Origin of the sequence: Parvularcula marina (assembly GCF_003399445.1) — a bacterium.
Classification (GTDB): Bacteria; Pseudomonadota; Alphaproteobacteria; order Caulobacterales; family Parvularculaceae; genus Parvularcula; species Parvularcula marina.
Genome location: NZ_QUQO01000001.1, coordinates 1,468,092 through 1,489,278 on the forward strand (window position 1 = coordinate 1,468,092; position 21,187 = coordinate 1,489,278).

Here is a 21,187-nt window from a genome sequence, read left to right on the forward strand (position 1 = left end):
CCTCCTTATTGTTCCGCCTGATGATTAGCGGTCTTTTTCAAAGGTGAGGTCACCGATCCGGACATCGTCCTTGTCGCCCGAGACGCTGACATTCCCGGTATAGTCCTCGATTTCGACGTCACCACCGCCGTGGATCTTCACGACCGGATTATTGGCGACACCGCCAAAATAGACATCGCCATTACCCGAAATCCGGATTTCGGTCGCCGAGCTTTTGCCCTCTTCGATTTCGACATCGCCCGAGCCATTGATGGAGACCATGAGCTCACCATTCATGCTTTCAGAATGGAAATCACCTGAGCCACTGATCGCGACATTAATGCCGCCGCCGACTTCTTCGACTTCGACATCACCAGAGCCGCCGATCTTCACCGAAACGCCGCCTTTGACGTTTTCAGCGGCCACGTCTCCTGAGCCGCCGATGCGGATATCAAGCGAGCCGTCGACATCTCCGAGATCGACATCGCCGGAACCGCCGATTTTGACCGAGGCTTTGCCGCTGCGGCCGGCATAGATATCACCGGAGCCGCCAATGGCGATTTCGAGGTCATTCTTGACGTCGCCGACGGAAATCTCGCCCATGCCGCCAATCCCGACATAGGCCGAGGTTGAGGTGCCGATTGATCCGTAGACTTCGCGCATCCCCTGAAGGTGCAGTTCGCCGAAATTCACATCGGCTTCGATGATGAGGGCCGCTTCGTCGAGTTTGAACGCCGCGCCTTTCGGCAAGGTGATCGAGAGCACCGGATAGTCCTCAAGGAACTCCCCGAATTTGACGATGGCGTCATCGCCGCCGCCCCAGCCATTGCGGCGGTAAGGTGCACCGCGGCGGTAGAGCTCTTTCACTTCGCGTGCATCGCCTTCGACGAGCACGCTGCTGCCGGAGCGTGAAATCTCAAGCGGGCCACCTTCAGGGGCGCCCATCACTTCGACCGACAGCGTGCGACCTTCCCTGATTTCGACCGTCCCGACAAAGCCGCGGACTTCCAGCATGTCAGCGCCGGAGAAGGTTTCGGAAGTGGACGATACGGGGGCAGCCAGCCCTAGGGTACTGGCACCTAAAAAGAGAGCGGAAACAAGCATTCTGGGGTCTCCCCATTATCAACTACATTTGTAGTCTAAGCACCCGGCGCAGGAAAAAACAAGTGGGGATAACGACAGCTGGTTAACTGCCGTTGCTGCTCAGCGCCTGACAGGTCGCCGATTTGGGCGCGTCTTCACAGAAATCAGGCGCGCCCGCCTCCCGCCAATAAGCAATGAGGCCAAGTGTTTCAGCGATCTCGGCAAAGCCTGGATGCGCCCGCACGCCCGCTTTGCCCGGCGCAAAGAGGATCTGGGTTTCATCGACCCGCCCGGCCTTTGCGGCGGCCAGCGTGACGGCCACCGCCTCGTCATCAAGCCCCATCCGGGAATAGCCTTCGAGCGGATAGTAATAAGGCAGGCGTTCCGGCCCCAGAAGATCAAAGGCGCCCTTCATCATGCTTTGAGTGGCGGGACCGGGATTCTCCAGCGCCGCAATGAAAGGCTCATGCAGGGCTCTAAGGTCAGCGCGTCCCGGCATCTCCGCGACCAGCGCACGGGCGCGGTCATAGTCTTTTTCCTGGAGGGCGACAGAATAGAGACCCTCCCAGACATTCCGTGCCCGGAGGCCGTAATCATTCCACGCCGACGTAAAGGCCTTGTCCGCGGCTTCCGTGTTGCCGAGGAAGAACTGCCCCCAGCCCGTCCCCGCCAACATGATCGGCGAGAGTGGATCGAGCTTTGCCGCCTCGCCGAGCGCATCGACACCATCCTCTGCCCGTCCGACGCTGAGCAGGAATTCGCCATACCAGAACCATGCGGTCACATTACTGGGGTCGCTGTCGAGGGCGGCAATGAAGGATTGCTCCGCCTGCTGCCATTGATGATCACGGCGGGCCTGCACGCCCCTGACGGCCAGCGCTTCCGGATGGGCGGGCGCAAGAGCCAGCGCGCGTGATGCCGCGGCCCGCGCCTGATCCTCGATCTGTGCATAAGGGGTCGTTGAGTGGCCGGGATAGACATGCAGCGCCATCGCCAGCGCCGCCCAGCCATCGGCAAAGTCAGGGCTTCGCGCCGTGACCTGCTCAAACGCGGCAATCGCCTGCGGGATCGCCGCGCCGCGCTGGGCCAGCAAAGAGCGCCCGCGTAAGTAGAGCTCATAGGTTTCAGGATCGATTGGCCTGTCTTGCGGCAATTCTTCTGCGCCAAGGAGCTGGACCTTCATCGCGTCCGCGACATTCTCGGCGATATCCCGCTGGATCGCGAAAATATCCGTGAGCTGACGTTCATAACTATCCGCCCAGAGCCGCTGGTTCGCCGCCGTATCGACAAGGCTGACCGTGACGCGCACGCGGTCATCGCTGCGCCGGACGCTGCCTTCGAGCACATGACTGACCCCGAGGGTCCGGCGGATCGCTTTCAGATCCGGCGCCTCCTCCCGATACTGAAAGGAGGACGCCCGCGCGATGACCTTCACATCGTCGAGCCGGACAAGAAGCGCGAGGATTTCCTCGGTCACCCCATCGGAGAAGAACTCACTGTCCGCATCCCCCGCATTGGTGAAGGGCAAGACGGCGATGGAGCGGCCATCAATCACCGGCTCACTACCGCGCGGCCAGAGGAGCCCCGCGATGAGCCCGACCGAGACGATGGCGAGCGCACCAAGGGCTACGACCCAGCGTTTTTGCAGGCTGGAGCGGGTGCGCCCCAGCCGCCAGATCCGGCGCGGCGCGCCTTCCTGCGTCGCGCGATAGACCGCGACCGGCGAAGAGATGTTCTTCAGCCGCTCATAGCCTGCCGCCTCGAACAGGGCCTCCATCGTGCCGCGAAGCTGCTCATAAACGGCTTGCGAGATCACTGTCTCGCCGGGCTTGGCGATACTCTCGAGCCGCGAGGCGATATTCACGCCATGGCCGACAAGGTCGCCGCCCTCCCGCGACATGACATCGCCGAGATTGACGCCGATGCGGACTTTCAGTCTGGGCAGATCGGAATCGTCAGCTTCGAGCGCCTTGTGTATCTCGAAGGCCGCCTTCACCCCTTCGATGACGCTCGGCATCTCGACCATCACACCGTCACCGGCATGATTGAATATACGCCCGCCATGCGAGGTGATGATGTCGGAGATCAGGGTCCGCGCCCGGTCGACCGCCGCGAGGGCGCTCTCTTCGTCCTTTTCGACCAGTGCCGAATAGCGGACGACATCCACAGCCATGATGGCCGCGAGTTTCCGGGTAAATCGCGCGTCGCTCATCTGGTCAGAACCCCTGTTCCCGGCTGCCCTTGTGCGCTGCAAGGGGCGGCGCGCGCAAGCCTTGCTCGCAAGCGCTACGGTTGCTCTCTCAGCACAGGCTCGCTAGCCCATGCTTACCCAGAAGCAAAAACGACGGGGTTCCATGGATTTCCTTATCCAGAATGGCCAGTATATTTCACTCGCCCTCTATTTCCTGCTGATGCTCGCCATCGGCTTTTACGGGTACAAGACATCCACCAGCGACAGCTCTGAATATATGCTGGGTGGCCGGAAACTCGGCCCCGCGGTGACATCGCTGTCGGCCGGCGCATCGGATATGTCCGGCTGGATGCTGCTCGGCCTGCCGGGCGCCGCCTTCCTTGCCGGTCTGCCCGCCGCATGGATCGCGATCGGTCTGACGGTGGGCGCGCTCTGCAACTATCTCGTCGTTGCGCCGCGCCTGAGGGTTTACACCGAGACCGCGAAAGACGCGCTGACGATCCCCGACTATTTCGGCAAAAGGTTTGATGACCACACGCATCTCCTGCGGGTCTTCTCCTCGATTGTGATCGTTGTCTTCTTCACCGTCTATGTCTCTGCGACCCTCGTCGGCGGCGGCAAGCTCTTCGAAAGCGCCTTTGGTCAGGATTACATGACGGGCCTGTGGATCACCGCAGGCGTGGTCATGGTCTATACCTTTGTGGGCGGGTTCCTTGCCGTCTCGATGACCGACTTTGTGCAGGGCTGCATCATGTTCGTCGCCCTGATCCTGGTGCCGGTGATCGCCTTCACCCAGCTTGGCGACAATGTGAACCTCAACGAGATTTTCGCCTCGGTGAACCCGGCGGATTCGGCAAAGGTTGAAGGCTCGCTCGACAATCTGTCGATGAACCTCTTCAGCGGCGCGACCGTGATCGGCACCATCTCGCTCTTGGCTTGGGGCCTTGGCTATTTTGGCCAGCCGCACATCATCGTGCGTTTCATGGCGATCCGTTCCGTCAAAGACGTGCCCATGGCACGGAATATCGGCATGGGCTGGATGGTCATTGCGCTGATCGGCTCGGTCTCCACCGGGATCATCGGTGCGGCTTACGTCATCCAGAATGGCGTGCCGACGGAATATCTCAATGAGGACGGCCTCTTCGACAAGGAGACGATCTTCATCGCACTCAGCCAGATCCTCTTCCACCCGCTGATCGCCGGCTTCCTGCTGGCCGCGATCCTCGCCGCGATCATGTCTACGATTTCCTCGCAGTTGCTGGTGGCTTCCAGTTCGCTGACGGAGGATTTCTACAAGCTGTTCCTGCGCCGCAATGCGTCGGACAAGGAAAGCGTGATGGTCGGCCGGATCTGTGTCGTGATCGTTGCGTTGGTCGCGATCTTCCTTGCCCGGAACCCGGATTCGAGCGTGCTCGATCTCGTCGCCAATGCATGGGCCGGGTTCGGCGCGGCTTTCGGGCCGGTCATCATCCTCAGCCTGCACTGGAAGAAAATGACCATGCCGGCAGCCTTCCTCGGCATGCTGGTCGGCGCAGCCACCGTGATCATCTGGACCTATACGGGCCTGATCTCAGGCGCACTGGCCGATCTTTATTCCATCGTGCCGGGCTTCATCTTCTGCTGGCTGACGGTTTTCATCGTCAGCCTCTTCACCCAGCCCAAGCCGGGTGTTCTTGAGACACATGACGTTGTCGACGGCCAGATGAAGAGCTGATCAGGCCAACATATCCAGAAGGGGCAGGCCTCGGCCTGCCCTTTTTTGTGCGCGGAATTCAGCTCATCTGTTCTTCGAGAGAGCGGGTCCGGTCGGTGATCTCATCGCCGGTGTGTTTGGTCGAGGCGGGCTCGACGAGCAGCACCCAGCATTCTTCCTCCGCCACCGGATTATGCATGACGCCTTTTGGGATCGTCAGGATGTCTCCTTCCTTGAGGTCAACTGCATGATCCTCGAACTCCATCCGCAACTTGCCTTTGACGATGTGGAAGAGCTCATCTTCCCCATCATGGGCGTGCCAGACGAGCGCGCCCTTGAGCTTGGCGACTTTAAGGAGCTGGTCATTCACCTCGCCGATCACCTTGGGTGACCAGTAATCTGTGACGCGGTCAAAAGCATCAATCAGGTTGATGGGCGGGATCATGGCGGCGTCTCCACGGGGTGGCTGAGATGATCGGAACTTCCTATAGCATGGCCCCATGACAGAGGAACGCTGGACCCACTGGATGATCCACGCGCTGGGCCTTGCCCGGCAGGCGGCGGGGCATGGCGAAGTGCCGGTCGGCGCGGTGGTGCTCGATCCTACGGGCAAGATGATCGCGGAGGGCCGCAACGGCCCTATCGAGCGGGATGACCCGACCGCCCATGCGGAGATCATCGCGCTGAGGGCCGCAGCTGAGCATCTGGGCAATTACCGCCTGACGGGCTGTACACTGATCGTCACGCTGGAGCCTTGCGCGATGTGCGCCGGCGCGATCTCTCACGCGCGGATCGGGCATCTGGTCTATGGCGCGAGCGATTCCAAGGGTGGCGCGATCGCGCATGGGCCGAAACTCTTCGAGCAGCCGACCCTCAACCACCGGCCGGACGTGACAGCAGGCGTGATGGCAGAGGAATGCGGCGGGCTCCTGAAAGAGTTCTTCGCTGCGCGGCGGCGGTAGGACGTACCCGCCCCTTAGCTCCGCACGATGGCAGCGCCGGTTTTGGGGATGCCCTGCGGGATGAAGCTCGCCCCGCCGAACAGCGTGCCGCCGCCCGCAGAGGTGACCCGCAGGACCGGCTTGCCGTCCGGGGATTTGAACAGCATGTCGCCGCCCGAGGCCGGCTCGCCCTTGAGCTTCACGGCCTCACCGCAGGGCTTGACCCCGCGCGTGCAGATGACGCGGATCGTCCCTTCTTTGTCAAAGCGGGAGAATTCGAACCGCACCGCGGTGCCGGTCACCGAATAGACCGCCCGCCCCTGTTTGCCGACAGGGGCGGCAACAAGGTTTGACGGCGCGGTCAGCTCATCAAAGGCTGATTGCTGCGCATGCGCGGTCAGTTGCGACCACGTCATGTTGAAAGCGGTGAAAATGCTGAGCGCGATCACCAGTTTCTTGACGCGGCGGCGTTGCCGCGAGGGGAAAATCCAGGGTTTCCGAACCAGATAATGCATGGTGCCCTCCATGAAATTCGCCCTCCTCCTCATCAAAGACTGTCATACTATTCTGGCAAAACCGTGACCGGAATAGCTCTAAATCGCGTCAGGTTTGAAGCGTAGTTATCTCATTTTGAGGCCGAGACGACAGCCCCCGTGGCAGCAAGCGCGAGGGGCGCTCAGCCCCGCTTTGCCGCGTCGTGAAGGGCGTCGATCACCACCTGATTACCGGCCGAGAATTCAAGCGGACATGGATAGGATGTGCCGTTCAGTGCTGCCTCGTTGAACGCCTCGACCTGAAGCACATATTGCTGGGCGCCGAGGAAGCGGATGACTTCCTCGCGCCCGCCCGGATAGCCGATCTCGATCAGGGTCTCGCGATAGCGATTGGCGTTGAAGGGCGCGGCCAGCCGGATCCAGCCCTTATCGCCGTGGAACAACATGCTCTGCGATGGCGCCAGGCGCATCGAGCAGTAAAAATGCATGGTCACATCATTTGGGTAGAGAAGATCGGCAAAGAGCGCCGTGTCGATCCCGTCCTGCCAATCAAACCGGGCGCGGATGACTTCTGGCTCCGCGCCCATCACAAAGCGCGAAGTGACGGTCGGGTAGACACCGATATCATAGCTGGCCCCGCCGCCTGCATCGGCGCGGTTACGGATATTGCCCATATCGTCATTATAGAAACTGAAACGCCCTTCGATATGGCGAAGACGGCCGATGCGCCCCTCCGACAGGAGCGATTTGACCGTCTGCCATTGGGGATGGTGGACGACCATGAACCCCTCCGCACAGAGCTTGCCGGTCTCCTCCCGCAAGGCAATCAGCCTGTCGATCTCTTGCGCTTTGAGGGCGATGGGTTTCTCACAGAGAACATGCTTGCCCGCATGGAGCGCTTTTTCTGACCATTCGACATGGAGATGGTTCGGGAGCGGAATATAGACCGCATCAATCTCCGGATCGACGAGCAACGCATCATAGCTGTCATGGACTATGAGGCCCGGTACCATGGCGGCAAGCGGTGCTGTCTTTTCCGGTGAACGCGAGGCGATGGCGGCAAGGCGGCCCTTGGCGGCCAGATGAATCGCCGGGCACATTTCCTTCAACGCGAAATTCGACGCCCCGAGCACGCCCCAGCGAAGATGATCGGCCATGTCAGCTCTCCTCAATTCTCCTTGCCTGACTAGCGCCCCTCAGGCGCGGCGTCACCCGGGGGCACCAGCCAAAGAAAAACCCCGGAGGCGTGGCCACCAGGGTCTTAAATCTTTCATCTCTGAACGGAGAGATCAGGCCGCGATATACTGACCGCCATTCTGGCTGATCGTCGCGCCGGTGATGAAGCCAGATCGTTCATCAGCAAGGAAGGACACTGCGTGGGCGACTTCTTCGGGCGTGCCGAGACGGCCAACCGGGATCTGCGCGACGATGGAATCGAGCACTTTTTCGTCCATGGCGGCGACCATGTCGGTCGCAATATAACCCGGCGCGATGGCGTTGACGGTGATGCCCTTGCGCGCCGTTTCCATGGCGAGCGCACGGGTGAAACCGATCAGGCCCGCCTTGGCAGCGGAATAGTTGGTCTGGCCGAACTGGCCTTTCTGGCCATTGATCGATGAGATGTTGATGATCCGGCCAAAGCTGCGGTTGCGCATGCCGTCGATGACCGGACGCGTCATGTTGTAGGCGGAATCAAGGTTCGTCTTGATCACGGCTTCCCACTGATCATCTTCCATTTTGTGAAAGGCGCCGTCGCGGGTGATGCCAGCATTATTGACGAGCACGTCGACCGGGCCGACTTCGTCTTCGATCTTGGCCAGCACCTCACGGCATTGATCCGCATTCGACACATCGCACTGATAGGTCTTGATGCCGATCTCGCCTTCGCATTTCTGCGCGGCTTCCGCATTGCCGCCGTAAAGGCCGACAACCTTGTAGCCATCTTCTTTGAGGCGTTTGGAGATGGCATAGCCAATGCCCCGCGTACCGCCCGTTACCACTGCCACTTTTGTCATTTTTCTTTCTCCCTAGGAAATTCTCAGCGGGCGGCTAGCGATGATTCTAGCCGCCCGCCATATTTTTTATCAGTCAACTTCGACGCACATGGCGACGCCCATGCCACCGCCGATGCAGAGCGTGGCGAGGCCCTTGCCGCCGCCCCGGCGCTTCAGCTCGTAAAGCAGCGTCGTCAGGACACGAGCACCGGACGCACCGATCGGGTGGCCGAGCGCAATGGCGCCGCCATTGACGTTAACTTTGTCCGCATCCCAACCAAGTTCCTTACCGACCGAGAGAGCCTGGGCGGCAAAAGCCTCATTGGCTTCAATGAGATCGAGGTCGCCGATCGACCAGCCGGCTTTCTCGAGCGCGCGGCGCGAGGCCGGGGCCGGACCGATGCCCATATAGGCAGGATCAACGCCGCAATGGGCAAAGCTGGCGATCCGCGCGAGCGGGGTGGCGCCTGACTCTTTCAGTGCGGTTTCGCTCATCAGCACCATGGCAGCAGCGCCGTCATTGAGGCCTGAGGCGTTGCCAGCGGTCACCGTGCCGCCATCGCGTTTGAAGGCAGGTTTGAGCCCAGAGAGCGTCTCCGCCGTCGTGTTCCCGCGGATATATTCATCCGCCTCCATCACCGTGTCCCCCTTGCGGCCCGGAATGGTGACGGCGACGATCTCGTCCTTGAACTTGCCCGCTTCTTGCGCGGCAGCAGCCTTTTGCTGGGAGGCGGCAGCAAACGCGTCCTGTTCTTCGCGGCTGACCTGATATTTCTCGGCGAGGTTCTCCGCCGTCATGCCCATGTGGAAGTCGTTGAAGCTGTCCCACAGCCCATCAACGATCATCGTGTCGACGAGGGTAAGCGGACCCATTTTCTGACCATTGCGCATTTGCTGCGCGTGCGGTGCCTGAGACATATTCTCCTGCCCGCCCGCAACGACGATGTCGGCATCGCCCGTTGCGATGATCTGCGCGCCCAGCATGCCCGCGCGAAGACCGGAGCCACAGACCTGGTTGATGGTCATGGCCGGGCGTTCTTTCGGGATGCCAGCGGCAATTGAGGCCTGACGCGCCGGGTTCTGGCCCAAAGCCGCCGTCAGCACGTTGCCCATGATGACTTCGCCCACCTGCGCAGGATCTGCGCCCGCGCGGGACAGCGCCTCGGCAATCACAACCTTGCCCAGATCCGCTGCTGCCATCGGCGCCAGCGTGCCGCCAAAGCTGCCAATCGGCGTGCGGGCTGCGCTTGCGATGTAGATGTCCTTGGTCTGCGCCATAACTCTTTATCCTTCCGGTGCATTGGGTGCGTATTCAGTGTTAACGCCCGCTTGGGTTTTGCAGTGCAATATCGTACTGTCCATCCCGAACGGTCTTTGCCGCACCGCATGTAGGGCGTCATCCCCGTTGAGAGAAACAGGAATTGCAGGCATGCCCGATACTGATCCGATGACCGAGGCCCCCGGCCTGAACGGCGCCCAGCGCCCCGGCGGAAACACCTCCGACGAGAGCATCGTCATCAAGAAATACGCGAACCGCCGCCTCTATAACACGGCGACGAGTTCCTACGTCACGCTCGACCACCTCGCCGAGATGGTCCGGAATGGCGACGAGTTTCACGTTGTTGATGCAAAGACCGGCGAGGACCTGACCCGGGCGGTTTTGACCCAGATTATCTTTGAGCAAGAGAACAAAGGCCAGAACCTGCTGCCGGTGCCGTTCCTGCGCCAGCTGATCGGGCTTTACGGCGATAACCTTCAGAGCTTCGTGCCGTCCTATCTCGAAATGTCGATGAATGCCTTCCGCAAGAACCAGGAGGCGATGCGCCGCTCTGTGTCTGAGGCTTTCTCAGCGCCGCAATCGGGGATGCGGATTTTCGAGGATGCCGCGCGCCAGAACATGGCCTTCTTTGAGCAGGGCCTCAAAATGTTCGGCCTGTCCAAACCGGGCGGCGGCATGGAAGCGGGTGCGCCCATGGGCGACGATGTCGAAACGCTGAAAGCGGAAATCGACCGCCTGCGCGAAGAGCTGAAAAACGCCAAGGGCGAATAAGAAAAGCGCGGGGTAGGTATCAGTCGGCGGCGCGCGCTGTGTCCGCCTTCTGCCCCCACGAGCGGAAAAAGGACGCGATGCCCGAACGGGCAGCGCGTCCGGCAAACCCGAGCCACACAAGACCACAGACAAGACTGACGAAACCCGGCGGGTACTGATCAGGAAAGTGCCGCCGGAAATAGCGGGTGAGGCTTTGCGCCTTTAACCGCTCGACCCGGACGCGGCTGGTCCGGCTTGACCCTTTTTCATGCAGGATATCGACGGCTGGGCAGAAATAAACCTCGCCGCCCGCCTCGCGGAAGCGCAGGCAGAAATCGACATCCTCGACATGCAGGAAATAATGCTCGTCCATACCGCTGATGGCGAAATAATCCTCGCGTGAGAGCAGCATACAGGCACCTGAGATCGTCGGCACAGGGATCGTCTGCTCAGGCAAGGGATCGGTGTGGTGATTGAGCCGCCGGAAATAAGGGTGCTTTGGCGCGAGCCGGTCAAGTCGCAGGATCTCGACCAGCGCCGTCCACGGGGTAAGCACCGCGCGGCGTGAGCCTGCCTGCTCAAAGCCGTCAGGGCCGACGAGCCGTCCGCCGATCAGCTTCATCTCCCCTTCGGCATGACCGAGTTCTTCGCAGAGCTTTGGCAGACCGCCGGGCGGCAATTGCGCATCGGGATTGAGGATCAAAAGATGCGTGCCGGTCGCGGCCTCAGCGCCTTTGTTGCAGGCCGCCGCAAAGCCGATATTTCCGTGACCGGAGAGTATCTTCAGGCGCGGATCGATGCCTGCAATCTCCTGCAGGCGGGCCAGCACCTCCTCCGGATTGCCATTGTCGATGACGATGATTTCGCGCGCACCGGCCTGTTCAAGCACACTTGCAAGGCAGCGAAAAAGCAGCGGCCCTGTGTGATAGGAAACGATCAGCGCGGTGACGGATGGATTGCTCATTGTGCCCCACCCTGCCGCATGGATCGGCTCGCGACAAGGATGAGCCAAGCCCCGAGTAGGGGTCCGGCGACGCGCCACAGGGTCCAGAGACTGGCATCGGTGAGCGCGAAGATGACAACGCCTGCGATCAGTGCTGCGCTGGCCGCCCGGACTGCGACGGGCAATGAAGCCGACAGCAGCGCGCGGCTCGCCATGATGGAGGCAACACTCGCGAACACTGCACCGAGAAGACCGAGGTCGAACCAGATTTGCAGATAGACATTATGCGGATGGGTCGGGACGAGATCGATGGCGAATTGCTGGCCGCCAAGGCTCATCTGCCCGAGGGTCTCGCCATAGACCCGGGCACCTTCAATACCGTGCCCGAAGAGAAAATGCGCCCAGCCATCGGACATGCCGCCCCAGATCGCTTTCCAGATGATCAGCCGCATCCGCCATGTCTGGGGCCCGGCCTCTAGCTGGCTTAGCTCCTCAATCGGCGGCAGGGTGGCCACGAGAATGGGCATCAGGAGGAAGGGCAGGATCGCAGCAGCGAGAACAAGTTTCAGTCCCCATTTCGGGGTGAGGCAGACAAGCCCCGCCGCGCAGAGGGCCGCAAGGAAGGCCATGATATTGGCCGAGATATCAAAGCTCGCTGCGCAAATGCCGAGGGGAATGAGCAGGCTAAGGCTGGCATTCAACCGATGCTCTCTGAGAAAAACCTTGGTGAAAAAGAATAATATTAGGCCCGGCGCCATGCAGAGGATGACGGTGATCCCCCTCGCCGTTGCGACATCATCCTTATCCGGACGCCCCTCTGGCGGAATGATGTCCCGAATGAGGCCGCCCGACATGGACTCAATGAATAGAAGTACTAGGCAGGTAAAAACGCTGATGGATATCCATACAGAATCCCTCTCCTCCCCCGCCAACATCGCGGCGGTGCCGAACAGGCCAAGGAGGACAAGATAGGCAACCCAACTTGCCGCATTGCCGTAAGGTGACCAGAGGGTTGTGACGATGCCCCAGACGATCAGGGCAAAGACGGCCGTCATCCATGATTTTGGCCGGAAATGGCGCATCGCCGGCAACCCGCAAAGGGCGATCAGGACAAGGACGACCGGCACGTTGCGGTGTGACAGGACGACACCGACCGGCAGGAGCAGCGCCGCGAGGCCGAACAGAATCGCGGTCACGCGGCGCATGGGATCAGCCCGCCGGATTGAGATCAGGCGGCAGCGCCTCTTCAGCGAACATCTTCACCGCCTCATCAAGCGAGACGGTTGTGGACTGTTTCGAGCCAAGACGGCGGATCGACAGGGTCTTCTCCTCCGCCTCACGCTCACCGATGACGGCGATCACGGGCACCTTCTGGTCCGAATGCTCCCGGACCTTGTAGTTGATCTTCTCATTGCGAAGATCAGTGACAACCCTGAGGCCCGCCTTGCGGAAGGCCGCAGCGGCCTCTTCCGCAAAGGGATTGACGCCCGTCGTGATCGTGGCGACCGCGACTTGCGTCGGGGACAGCCACATCGGCATCCGGCCCGCATAGTTCTCGATCAGAAGGCCGATAAAGCGCTCCATCGATCCGTAGACGGCACGGTGCAGCATGACCGGGCGTTTGCGCGAGCCATCCTCATCGACATAGGACGCATCAAGCCGTTCAGGCAGGACGTAATCGAGCTGATAGGTGCCGCATTGCCAGGTCCGCCCGATTGCATCGCGCAGGTGGAATTCGAGCTTCGGCCCATAGAACGCGCCTTCGCCCGGCAGGATCTCATAGTCGAGGCCCGACTGTTTGAATGCCGTCTCCAGCATCTCCTCGGCCCGATCCCAGGTCTCATCCGTCCCAGCACGGACTTCCGGCCGGGTCGCGATTTTGTAGGAGATATCGGTGAAGCCGACATCGCCATAGACGGTCGCAAAGAGCTTGAGGAAGCGGATCGTTTCATCGATGATCTGGTCCTCGCGGCAGAAAATATGCGCGTCATCCTGCGTGAACTGACGCACCCGCATCAATCCATGCAACGCGCCATGCGGCTCGTTCCGGTGACAGCAGCCGAATTCGGCCATGCGGATCGGTAGGTCGCGATAGGATTTGATGCCCTGCTTGAAAATCTGCACGTGGGCCGGACAGTTCATCGGCTTGATGGCCATCCATTTGGCATCTTCCGAGATGATGTCGCCTTCGCCATCCGTGTTCGGCACTTCGTCCGGCACAACGAACATGCCTTGCGAGAATTTCTCCCAGTGGCCGGACTGCTCCCAGAATTTCTTGTCGAGGATCTGGGGCGTCTTGACTTCGCGATAGCCGTCATCATTCAGCCTGCGGCGGATATAGGCCTCAAGCTCCAGCCACATCGTGTAGCCCTTGGGGTGCCAGAAGACCGAGCCTTGCGCCTCTTCCTGCAAATGGAAGAGATCAAGCTGGGTGCCGAGCTTACGGTGGTCGCGCTTTTCGGCCTCTTCCAGCCGGGTGAGATAGGCTTTCAGCTCTTTCTCGTTGGCCCAGGCGGTGCCGTAGATGCGGTGCAGCACCTCATTGCGATGATCGCCGCGCCAATAGGCGCCGGCCAGTTTCATCAGCTTGAAGGCCTTGCCGATATGCTTCGTGGACGGAAGGTGGGGGCCGCGGCAGAGATCGTACCAATCGCCATGGTGATAGACCTTGATGTCTTCACCTTCGGGCAAGTCACGGATCAGCTCGGCCTTGTATTTCTCACCCTGCGCCTCGAAGAGCGCGACCGCTTCATCGCGCGGCAGGACTTCCTTGCGCGTCGGCAGATCGGCATCGACGAGCTCCGCCATCTTTTTCTCGATGGCGTCGAAATCTTCCGTGGAGAAAGGCTCGGGCCGCGCGAAATCGTAATAGAAACCGTCCTCGATCACCGGGCCGATGGTGACCTGCGTGCCAGGGAACAGTGCCTGGACCGCCTGCGCCAGAAGGTGCGCAGCATCGTGGCGGATGAGGTCGAGCCCGTCGGGCGTGTCGCGCGTGACGATCTCCACCTTCGCATCCGCATCGAGCGGATCCCACAGGTCGCGGACCTCGCCATCGACTTTCAGGGCGATGGCTTTCTTCGCGAGCGATTTCGAGATGTCTTCGGCGATCTGAGCACCGGTCACGGCAGTGTCGAACTGGCGTTGAGCGCCGTCAGGCAGGGTAATTACAGGCATGATATTCGGTCTGGTTATGAGGGCATGACGCCGCCGCTGTCTCTGCGGCGAACTCTTGGCCCGGGTCAAGTCTGGGAGGGGGGTGAAGCCCGCTTATTCAGGCAGGAGCGGCGGGAAGCTGATCGTCTCAGCCGATGTTGCCACCGCCGGCAGGGTCGTCACCCGCGTTCGCTCCGCCTCCGGCACCGAAACGCGCACGGACATGCGGACGGCTTCCTCATCGGTGGCGCCGACTATGGCCGCAATCTGGCGGTGATCCATCGGCACGGCCGCATGAGAGAGGGTCGTCTCGGCCAGCGTCCAGCCCGGCACGCGGGTATGCGGCCCTGCGCTCAGGGTCGCAGCCTCGCCACTGCTCAGCGTGTCAAAGGACGCGCGGCTGGCAGTCTCGAATTCCTCAATCTTGGTCATCTGGCAGGCCGCATCACAGGGCACGCCGATCATGGCGGCGCGCAGCGTGAGCTGGCCCGTCGCATTTCGGTCCCCGAAGAGCGCATTGCCAAAGGCGTCAAGCCCGGTGCCCGAATAGCTTACCGCCTTGCCGACAAGGCCGCTTTCAAGCGGGGTGGCCTGGCTCCAGACTGCGCAAGCGCCTTCATCGCAGTTGGACAGGGTGTGGATCACTGGCCAGCCCTGATGGCTGCGCGCGCCGATCACAATGCTGCCGTCGGTGGCTTCCGTGCGGTGCACGATGTCCCAGCCGGTGACCGAAAGCGCGGTTTCGAGGTCGTCGAGGCGCATGCCCGCGCCCTCTTCCGCAGCGAACGCGACGGATCTAAGCGAGACGGCCAGAGCGGCCACACTGACGGCGGAACGGATCATACCCACAACACCCACTCTCCAATGGGAAAATACAATCATTTTTGGCCGGTTCGCGCAATGGCGCAAAAGCTACGGTACCGGGTCAAATCCATGCGTGCCGCCCGGCCGGCAGCGCCCCAGACGCCCCGCGGTCAGCCGTGTAGCCTTCCAGAACGAATATTTCCGGTAGGCCTCGATCGCGTAATTCGAGCAGGTCGGCTCATGCCGGCAGCGGACCCCAATGGCCGCAAAGGCCGGCGAGAGGGTGTATTGATAGACCCTGAGGAAGAAGATCGCGAGGCGGCGCATCATAGAGCGGCCCGCAATAACTGCTCGGCGCAATCGGCAGCGGCCTCGAAAATCAGCAAGGTCGAGGTATGCCGAGCGGGATACTCCCGGATGGGCAATAGTTTTTCCAGCTCCGCCCAACGCTCACCGGAGGGGGCCGGTCCCTCCTCTTTCAGCATCGCGGTCATCTCATCGCGGAGCGTGATCAGTTCTTCGAGCGACGCCCCGCGAACGGCGCGCGCAAACATCGAGGAAGACGCCTGACCCAGCGCGCAGGCTTTCACATCGAGCGCGATGTCGGTGACGATGCCGTCTTCGGCCTTGATCGCAAGGTCCACCTCCGAGCCGCAGACGCGGCTGACTTTCCGCGCCCGCGCATCCGCCTCTGGCAGATCGGCGCGCGGCGGAATCGACGCAGCGGCTTCAAGGAGGTCGCCTGAGTAAAGATCACTGAGCATGCCCCCAATGTAGGCGGCGTGCGCGGCGGCGAACAGCCCTTCGCGTTGCGGCTAGTCGAAGCTGCGCGCGGCGGGGGTCTTCTCGGCGATTTTCTCGATCAGGAATTCCCGCACGACCGGCACGGTGAAATAGGTCGTGTGGTAGAGCTCATCCCAGGTGAAATGCTGGCCGACCTTTTCGGACAGGTTTGGAATGTCCCCGCCCAGCGAGAGGCCATAGAGGCCGACTTCCTTGCGGATGAATTCGAGCGTTTCAGGCGCCGAGCCGTTGACCCGGTCCTGCTGCGCCTGCGCGATCTCATCCGACAGGACAATCGCCCGTGAAGGCTCACCTTTACGCGGATAATAGCGGACGGCGAAGACCGACTCGCCCTGAATATCATCCGTTCCCAGAAGGACGGCCCGGATCGACCGGACGATGCGCGCATCCCCGATGGTGCGCAGGTAATCTGCCCAGGAGAGGCTGACAAAGAGCAGCGAGACCGCGACAAGCACAAAGCTACCGACAGCGAATTCAAACGGCGCATCAAAGAGCGCGGTCACGTCGCTGAGGCCTGTGAACTGCTGGGAAAGGGTCTGGCTGAGCATCCCCTCTTCCTTGCCTTTGATGGTCAAAAGGCGTTTGAGCGAGCGGATGATCGCAACGAAGGGATTATTCGATTCCTCGTCATATTCCGCCCGCAGGATGAGGGAGAAGAGGACGATCAGCACGACCCCGAACAGGATCGGCCGAAGCGCGCCCTGCGGAATAATCTTGGTCTTATCGGAGAATTTCTCAGCCCCCAGACCAAGCCCGACAACCGCTTCGTCCCGCTCAGACAAAAAGCCATTCCATTTGGGCAGAAAGACTGATCGGAAGCGGCGGGTGCGGAAGACGTTATAGAGCGCGCGATCCCGCTTCCGGCCGGTAAAGGCAAAGATTGCGACAAGCGCGATGACGATCCCGCCCATGCCGAAAAGGCCGCGCTGGAATTCCCCTAGCCAATTGACAGCTGAATCGTGCGGGGACGCTTCCTTGTCTTTTGACTTGCCTTTCGCGGGCGCCGCCTGCTGCTGGACGAAGTCTTCCTCAAGCCCGAATTGCTGCGGCATCGGGACGTCTTCCGCCATCATCCCGCCTAGATCGGAATAGTGATCCCCGAGGGAGGGCTCTTCATATTTCTCCGCTTCGACCGGCTCCTCTCCCTCATCTTCGGCTGGCGCGGTCGCAAAATCAGAGAGCGGATCACCTTCCGCAGGCGGTTCTTCGCCCGTGTCCGCCTCAGCCGACATCTCGGCTGGCTGGCTGGCCATGCTCGGCCGGTCGGTCGAGAGATCCTGAAGTTCGAGCAGCTCATCGAAACTCTCATCGAAGCCTTCGATCACCTGCGTGATCTTTTTCGGAGCCCAGCCCTGCGCCCAGTTGCAGGAGAAATCGGGGAAGAAGGAATCGCGCGCGGCGATCTTATCGACGCTGCAGCGGACATCGACCCCGGTCGCGATGCCGTAAAAGAAAAAGGCCGAGAGCCCGAGAACAAAGAGAAGTTTGGACCGTGACAGGTTCCACAGGCTGTTCGGGCGACGGAAATGAAGGAAAGGCGTGCCAACCGTGTTCCAGCTCAAAATCCGTTCAAGCTGGCGCTTTGGCAGGTCGATATATTGCAGCGCATAGCGGATGACATTGCCGCCATGGCTGTGCCCGATCAGAATGAAATAGGTGTCGTCATCGGCCTTGATGGCGCTTTCGAGTGCCTCGGCGAGGGCCATGCCGGCCTCGCGGCGCTGGGTTTCCTTGTAGGAGCCTGACCAGCGGAAGCATTCGGCCACTGCGCGGCCTTCATCACCGCCGAATTTCTTGGCGATTTCCTCAACAAAAGGGCTGGGGGGCACTTCCATGCGGTCTGGCATCTCGACCGGCTGGCCGGTGAACTGCCTCTCGCCCTGCCACCATTTGAGCCGAGACTCGCCAGAACGCGCAGGTTCTGCGTCAAAAGTCCCATGAACATTGATGATGCGAATGATCGCCATCAATAACCCCCCTCGTCCTTGAGGATGTTACGTCCTCAAAGGGGTTGTGAAAAGAGCGGTTTTAATCTGAACGATGTTCTTTTCGCGCCGAAATGACCAAAGGAGCTCGCTTATGCATGGACCAGACCCGCAAAATCCTCATCCCCTGGCCGGTCATGAGCGTGTCGGCTTCCTCAAGCCGCTGGTGACGGCGGAGAATGTCGAGATCGGCGAATATACCTATTATGACGATCCCGAAGGCCCGGCGGGGTTCTATGGGCGGTGCGTGCTCTATCATTACCCCTTTGTCGGCGATGTCCTCCGCATAGGGAAGTTCTGTGCGCTGGCGACGGGGGTGAAGTTCATCATGAACGGCGCGAACCACGCCATGGGCGGGGTCTCGACCTATCCTTTCAATATCTTTGGCGGCGGCTGGGAGGAAGGGTTTGATCCAGCCGAATGGTCCGCAGGTCACAAGGGCGATACCGAGATCGGCCATGATGTCTGGATCGGTTATGGTGTCACCATCATGCCGGGCGTGAAGATCGGGCATGGGGCGATCATCGCATCGAAATCCGTGGTGACGGGCGACATTCCCCCTTACGCGATTGCCGGCGGTAACCCCGCCAAAGTCATCCGCTCACGGTTCGATGAGAAGACTGTCGAGCGCTTGCTGGCGCTCAGCTGGTGGGACTGGCCGCCCGAAAAGATCGGGCGGCACGCAAGAGCGCTGGGCAGGATGGACTTCGAAGCGCTGGAGGGGGCGGAATAAATCGCCAAAGCCCCTCACCCGGAGACCGCAAAAGCGATCTCCGACCTCTCCCCAGACTTGGGGAGAGGTGATCTCTCGACGCCCACCCCACCTCTCCCTTGAAAAAGGGAGAGGTCGAAGCTCAGTTAACTGAGCTTCGGGTGAGGGTTTTCTGGCATTCCAAAATGATCGCGTGCAGCACCATATCGATGTCGGTTTCGATGTCATCATTCCAGAAGCGGATGACACGAAACCCCAAGCCCCCAAGAAAGGCGGTACGCCTATGGTCGTAAGCCACTTCCGCTGGTGTCCCATGCGTCGCGCCGTCAACCTCGACGATGAGTTTCGCTTCAGCACACGGAAAATCGACAATATAAGCGCCACGCGGCACCTGACGCCGGAACTTGAACCCGCCAAGCTGCTGGTTGCGTAGCCGGCGCCATAAAAGCGTTTCCGCTTGCGTCTGATCTGCACGGAGCTTTTTGGCGAAATTCAGAGTACGTGACATGATGGGAACATATCATGAACAACAAGAGGTGTCCACTTCAAGAACCCCTCACCCGGCGCTACGCGCCGACCTCTCCCCCGTCCCGGGGAGAGGTGATCTCTCGCCGTCCGCCCCGCCTCTCCCTTGAAAAAGGGAGAGGTCGAAGCTCAGCGTCCCATCAGTTTAAGTCGGGCAGAAGCCAGTACATCACTGCCAATATCGACAGCGCGCTTGTGTACCCCAGAACCATCGCGAACCAGTAAGGTCTTTGCGATGGGCGCCTGAAGACCATCGTCAAACAAAACAGAGCCGGAAGCACCGCAAAGGCCGTACCGATGGATGAAGCCAAAACAAAGCCGCCGAGCATGATGCTCGGCTGAAAATCCGCAGAGATACCAAAACAAATCGCGCCGATCAGCCCAAAACATAGCGCGCTACCTAACGAGACCCCGGCTCCAAAAAGGAATGGATTGCCTTCATATCTGAAGCCTCTAGCCACAGGGTTCCTACCCCCGCCGCCAAGTCACGCCGTCGGGACCGTCCTCGAGGATGACGCCTTTGGCGGCGAGGTCATCGCGGATCTGGTCGGAGCGGGCAAAGTCCTTGTCCGCCCGAGCCTGCTGGCGTTCCGCAATGAGGGCTTCGATTTCGTCCGCTGTCGGACCGTCGCCTGAGCCTTGCTGGAACCAGTCTTCGGCGGAAGAGGCGAAGAGCCCCATCAGTTCTCCACTGGCGCGCAGGCTGGCGGCGGCGACCTTGTCCCCGGCGCTGGCCTTTTCGCGCAGCTCATGAAGGGCGGCAATCGCCTGCGGTGTGTTGATGTCATCGGTCAGCGCCGCGCGGACGCTCGGCGCCACCTCGCCGCCTTCGGCCACATCGCTCAGCACGCGGTAGAATCGGTCAAGCTGGGACTTGCAGCTCGCCAGCAACTCCTCCGACCAGTCGAGCGGCTGGCGGTATTGTGCCGTGAGGAGCGCAAAGCGCAGCACTTCACCCGGCCAGCGCGTGAGCAACTCCTGCGGGGTTTCAATATTGCCGACGCTTTTCGACATTTTCGCACCATCGAGCCGCAGCATGCCGTTATGAAACCAGAAGCGCGCGAGCGGCGTGTCGCCAGTCTCGGTGCCGCAGCAGCTCTGCGCAATCTCATTCTCATGGTGCGGAAAGCGCAAATCCTGCCCGCCGCAGTGAATGTCGATGGTCTCGCCCAGCACATCCCGGATCATCGCCGAACATTCAAGGTGCCATCCGGGGCGTCCGCGCCCCTCAATCGGCCAATCGGCAGGCACATCCCAGCCGGGCTCGTCATCAGCGGAGGGCTTCCAGAGGACAAAATCAGCAGGGTCTTTCTTGTAAGGAGCGACCTCAACCCGCGCACCAGCGATAATCGCGTCGCGGTCGAGGCCGGAAAGCTTCCCGTACCGATCAAAGCTTTTCGTATCGAAGAGGATATGTCCGTCCCCGGCATAGGCGTGACCGCGCGCCAGCAGGATCGAGACCAGCGCCTGCATGGCGGGGATCGTCTCGGTCGCGCGCGGCGCCACGTCAGGCCGCTGACACCCCAGCGCATCAAGCCCCGCAAGATAAGCCTCGGTTGCCCGCGCGGTGATGACGCCGATCTCAACGCCCTCTTCCCTGGCGGCCTTCATGATCTTGTCGTCGATATCGGTGAAGTTCCGCGCATAGCGAACATGGCCTGCGCCAAATTCATGCCGCAGCACGCGGATCAGCATATCGGCATTCACCGCTGCACGCGCATTGCCGATATGGGGCGGCGCATAGACGGTCGGCCCGCAACAATAGACCGTCACCCGGTCGGGGTCGGCGGGGATGAATTCACGTTTCTCGCGGGTATAGCTGTCGTAAAGGTGCATTGGCATGAACGGGCATTT

21 protein-coding genes are annotated in these 21,187 nt (G+C 60.9%); 4 read left to right on the forward strand and 17 right to left on the reverse strand.

Annotated elements, in window-relative coordinates; all coding sequences use genetic code 11:
- Nucleotides 1-24: 24 nt before the first annotated feature.
- Complete coding sequence (locus DX908_RS06935) at nucleotides 25-1,083, reverse strand: GIN domain-containing protein (protein WP_147303745.1); 1,059 nt, start codon at nucleotides 1,081-1,083, stop codon at nucleotides 25-27.
- An 82-nt stretch (nucleotides 1,084-1,165) separates the two neighbouring features.
- Nucleotides 1,166-3,274 carry an adenylate/guanylate cyclase domain-containing protein gene (locus tag DX908_RS06940; protein ID WP_116391681.1) on the reverse strand — a complete coding sequence of 703 codons (2,109 nt, stop codon included), beginning with the start codon at nucleotides 3,272-3,274 and terminating at the stop codon, nucleotides 1,166-1,168.
- A gap of 142 nt (nucleotides 3,275-3,416) precedes the next feature.
- Here DX908_RS06940 and putP point away from each other — a divergent pair, with 142 nt between their 5' ends.
- Entirely contained in the window at nucleotides 3,417-4,967 is a 1,551-nt protein-coding gene (putP, locus tag DX908_RS06945) for a sodium/proline symporter PutP (RefSeq protein WP_233508647.1), read from the forward strand.
- A gap of 58 nt (nucleotides 4,968-5,025) precedes the next feature.
- Here putP and DX908_RS06950 read toward each other — a convergent pair whose 3' ends face one another.
- Entirely contained in the window at nucleotides 5,026-5,391 is a 366-nt protein-coding gene (locus DX908_RS06950) for a cupin domain-containing protein (RefSeq protein ID WP_116391682.1), read from the reverse strand.
- Nucleotides 5,392-5,446: 55 nt separating this feature from the next.
- Here DX908_RS06950 and tadA point away from each other — a divergent pair, with 55 nt between their 5' ends.
- Nucleotides 5,447-5,908 carry a tRNA adenosine(34) deaminase TadA gene (gene tadA, locus DX908_RS06955; protein WP_233508648.1) on the forward strand — a complete coding sequence of 154 codons (462 nt, stop codon included), beginning with the start codon at nucleotides 5,447-5,449 and terminating at the stop codon, nucleotides 5,906-5,908.
- Nucleotides 5,909-5,922: 14 nt separating this feature from the next.
- Here tadA and DX908_RS06960 read toward each other — a convergent pair whose 3' ends face one another.
- The 4 genes from DX908_RS06960 to DX908_RS06975 form a co-directional block, all read right to left on the reverse strand.
- Nucleotides 5,923-6,414, reverse strand: coding sequence for a DUF4908 domain-containing protein (locus DX908_RS06960; protein WP_116391683.1), 492 nt, complete (start codon nucleotides 6,412-6,414; stop codon nucleotides 5,923-5,925).
- A gap of 149 nt (nucleotides 6,415-6,563) precedes the next feature.
- Nucleotides 6,564-7,538 carry a Gfo/Idh/MocA family protein gene (locus DX908_RS06965; protein WP_116391684.1) on the reverse strand — a complete coding sequence of 325 codons (975 nt, stop codon included), beginning with the start codon at nucleotides 7,536-7,538 and terminating at the stop codon, nucleotides 6,564-6,566.
- 132 nt (nucleotides 7,539-7,670) lie between these two features.
- Entirely contained in the window at nucleotides 7,671-8,396 is a 726-nt protein-coding gene (gene phbB / locus DX908_RS06970; RefSeq protein WP_116391685.1) for an acetoacetyl-CoA reductase, read from the reverse strand.
- 69 nt (nucleotides 8,397-8,465) lie between these two features.
- Entirely contained in the window at nucleotides 8,466-9,653 is a 1,188-nt protein-coding gene (locus tag DX908_RS06975; protein ID WP_116391686.1) for an acetyl-CoA C-acetyltransferase, read from the reverse strand.
- 151 nt (nucleotides 9,654-9,804) lie between these two features.
- On the opposite strand from DX908_RS06975, the gene phaR reads away from it, so the two are divergent.
- Nucleotides 9,805-10,425, forward strand: coding sequence for a polyhydroxyalkanoate synthesis repressor PhaR (gene phaR, locus DX908_RS06980; RefSeq protein WP_233508649.1), 621 nt, complete (start codon nucleotides 9,805-9,807; stop codon nucleotides 10,423-10,425).
- A gap of 19 nt (nucleotides 10,426-10,444) precedes the next feature.
- Here phaR and DX908_RS06985 read toward each other — a convergent pair whose 3' ends face one another.
- From DX908_RS06985 to DX908_RS07015, 7 genes are all read right to left on the reverse strand, one after another.
- Nucleotides 10,445-11,368, reverse strand: coding sequence for a glycosyltransferase family 2 protein (locus DX908_RS06985; protein ID WP_116391687.1), 924 nt, complete (start codon nucleotides 11,366-11,368; stop codon nucleotides 10,445-10,447).
- Complete coding sequence (locus DX908_RS06990; RefSeq protein WP_116391688.1) at nucleotides 11,365-12,552, reverse strand: O-antigen ligase family protein; 1,188 nt, start codon at nucleotides 12,550-12,552, stop codon at nucleotides 11,365-11,367. Before DX908_RS06990 ends, DX908_RS06985 begins: the two co-directional genes overlap by 4 nt.
- 4 nt (nucleotides 12,553-12,556) lie before the next feature.
- On the reverse strand, nucleotides 12,557-14,524 hold the full coding sequence (gene thrS, locus DX908_RS06995; RefSeq protein ID WP_116391689.1) for a threonine--tRNA ligase: 1,968 nt from the start codon (nucleotides 14,522-14,524) through the stop codon (nucleotides 12,557-12,559).
- Nucleotides 14,525-14,617: 93 nt separating this feature from the next.
- Entirely contained in the window at nucleotides 14,618-15,346 is a 729-nt protein-coding gene (locus DX908_RS07000) for a hypothetical protein (RefSeq protein ID WP_116391690.1), read from the reverse strand.
- A gap of 69 nt (nucleotides 15,347-15,415) precedes the next feature.
- Entirely contained in the window at nucleotides 15,416-15,637 is a 222-nt protein-coding gene (yidD, locus tag DX908_RS07005) for a membrane protein insertion efficiency factor YidD (protein WP_199564624.1), read from the reverse strand.
- Nucleotides 15,634-16,071: an iron-sulfur cluster assembly scaffold protein gene (locus DX908_RS07010; RefSeq protein ID WP_116391691.1), complete on the reverse strand. Its 438-nt coding sequence runs from the start codon at nucleotides 16,069-16,071 to the stop codon at nucleotides 15,634-15,636. Before DX908_RS07010 ends, yidD begins: the two co-directional genes overlap by 4 nt.
- A gap of 51 nt (nucleotides 16,072-16,122) precedes the next feature.
- Nucleotides 16,123-18,078, reverse strand: a complete 1,956-nt coding sequence (locus DX908_RS07015) for an esterase/lipase family protein (RefSeq protein WP_116391692.1) — start codon at nucleotides 18,076-18,078, stop codon at nucleotides 16,123-16,125.
- A 112-nt stretch (nucleotides 18,079-18,190) separates the two neighbouring features.
- Here DX908_RS07015 and DX908_RS07020 point away from each other — a divergent pair, with 112 nt between their 5' ends.
- Nucleotides 18,191-18,829 (forward strand): CatB-related O-acetyltransferase, encoded by a 639-nt coding sequence (locus DX908_RS07020; RefSeq protein ID WP_116391693.1) that lies wholly within the window; start codon nucleotides 18,191-18,193, stop codon nucleotides 18,827-18,829.
- Between the two features lie 121 nt (nucleotides 18,830-18,950).
- Here the strand turns inward: DX908_RS07020 and DX908_RS07025 are convergent, their stop codons facing one another.
- The 3 genes from DX908_RS07025 to cysS form a co-directional block, all read right to left on the reverse strand.
- The gene (locus DX908_RS07025) at nucleotides 18,951-19,316 is read right to left on the reverse strand and encodes an endonuclease domain-containing protein (RefSeq protein WP_116391694.1); all 366 of its coding nucleotides are present in this window, start codon (nucleotides 19,314-19,316) and stop codon (nucleotides 18,951-18,953) included.
- 157 nt (nucleotides 19,317-19,473) lie between these two features.
- The gene (locus tag DX908_RS16160; RefSeq protein ID WP_147303746.1) at nucleotides 19,474-19,794 is read right to left on the reverse strand and encodes a hypothetical protein; all 321 of its coding nucleotides are present in this window, start codon (nucleotides 19,792-19,794) and stop codon (nucleotides 19,474-19,476) included.
- 7 nt (nucleotides 19,795-19,801) lie between these two features.
- Nucleotides 19,802-21,175, reverse strand: coding sequence for a cysteine--tRNA ligase (gene cysS, locus DX908_RS07035; protein ID WP_116391696.1), 1,374 nt, complete (start codon nucleotides 21,173-21,175; stop codon nucleotides 19,802-19,804).
- Between the last annotated feature and the right edge of the window lie 12 nt (nucleotides 21,176-21,187).

Excerpts from the sequence above, each read along its gene's own strand:
- DX908_RS07010 (WP_116391691.1), bottom strand. The coding sequence starts at position 16,071 with ATGCTCAGTGATCTTTACTCAGGCGACCTCCTTGAAGCCGCTGCGTCG.
- DX908_RS07015 (WP_116391692.1), bottom strand. The coding sequence starts at position 18,078 with ATGGCGATCATTCGCATCATCAATGTTCATGGGACTTTTGACGCAGAA.
- DX908_RS06960 (WP_116391683.1), bottom strand. The coding sequence starts at position 6,414 with ATGGAGGGCACCATGCATTATCTGGTTCGGAAACCCTGGATTTTCCCC.
- DX908_RS06990 (WP_116391688.1), bottom strand. The coding sequence starts at position 12,552 with ATGCGCCGCGTGACCGCGATTCTGTTCGGCCTCGCGGCGCTGCTCCTG.
- yidD (WP_199564624.1), bottom strand. The coding sequence starts at position 15,637 with ATGATGCGCCGCCTCGCGATCTTCTTCCTCAGGGTCTATCAATACACC.
- DX908_RS06985 (WP_116391687.1), bottom strand. The coding sequence starts at position 11,368 with ATGAGCAATCCATCCGTCACCGCGCTGATCGTTTCCTATCACACAGGG.
- putP (WP_233508647.1), top strand. The coding sequence starts at position 3,417 with ATGGATTTCCTTATCCAGAATGGCCAGTATATTTCACTCGCCCTCTAT.
- DX908_RS06935 (WP_147303745.1), bottom strand. The coding sequence starts at position 1,083 with ATGCTTGTTTCCGCTCTCTTTTTAGGTGCCAGTACCCTAGGGCTGGCT.
- DX908_RS06965 (WP_116391684.1), bottom strand. The coding sequence starts at position 7,538 with ATGGCCGATCATCTTCGCTGGGGCGTGCTCGGGGCGTCGAATTTCGCG.
- phbB (WP_116391685.1), bottom strand. The coding sequence starts at position 8,396 with ATGACAAAAGTGGCAGTGGTAACGGGCGGTACGCGGGGCATTGGCTAT.
- thrS (WP_116391689.1), bottom strand. The coding sequence starts at position 14,524 with ATGCCTGTAATTACCCTGCCTGACGGCGCTCAACGCCAGTTCGACACT.
- tadA (WP_233508648.1), top strand. The coding sequence starts at position 5,447 with ATGACAGAGGAACGCTGGACCCACTGGATGATCCACGCGCTGGGCCTT.
- DX908_RS06950 (WP_116391682.1), bottom strand. The coding sequence starts at position 5,391 with ATGATCCCGCCCATCAACCTGATTGATGCTTTTGACCGCGTCACAGAT.
- DX908_RS06940 (WP_116391681.1), bottom strand. The coding sequence starts at position 3,274 with ATGAGCGACGCGCGATTTACCCGGAAACTCGCGGCCATCATGGCTGTG.
- DX908_RS07025 (WP_116391694.1), bottom strand. The coding sequence starts at position 19,316 with ATGTCACGTACTCTGAATTTCGCCAAAAAGCTCCGTGCAGATCAGACG.
- phaR (WP_233508649.1), top strand. The coding sequence starts at position 9,805 with ATGCCCGATACTGATCCGATGACCGAGGCCCCCGGCCTGAACGGCGCC.
- DX908_RS07000 (WP_116391690.1), bottom strand. The coding sequence starts at position 15,346 with ATGATCCGTTCCGCCGTCAGTGTGGCCGCTCTGGCCGTCTCGCTTAGA.
- cysS (WP_116391696.1), bottom strand. The coding sequence starts at position 21,175 with ATGCCAATGCACCTTTACGACAGCTATACCCGCGAGAAACGTGAATTC.
- DX908_RS06975 (WP_116391686.1), bottom strand. The coding sequence starts at position 9,653 with ATGGCGCAGACCAAGGACATCTACATCGCAAGCGCAGCCCGCACGCCG.
- DX908_RS07020 (WP_116391693.1), top strand. The coding sequence starts at position 18,191 with ATGCATGGACCAGACCCGCAAAATCCTCATCCCCTGGCCGGTCATGAG.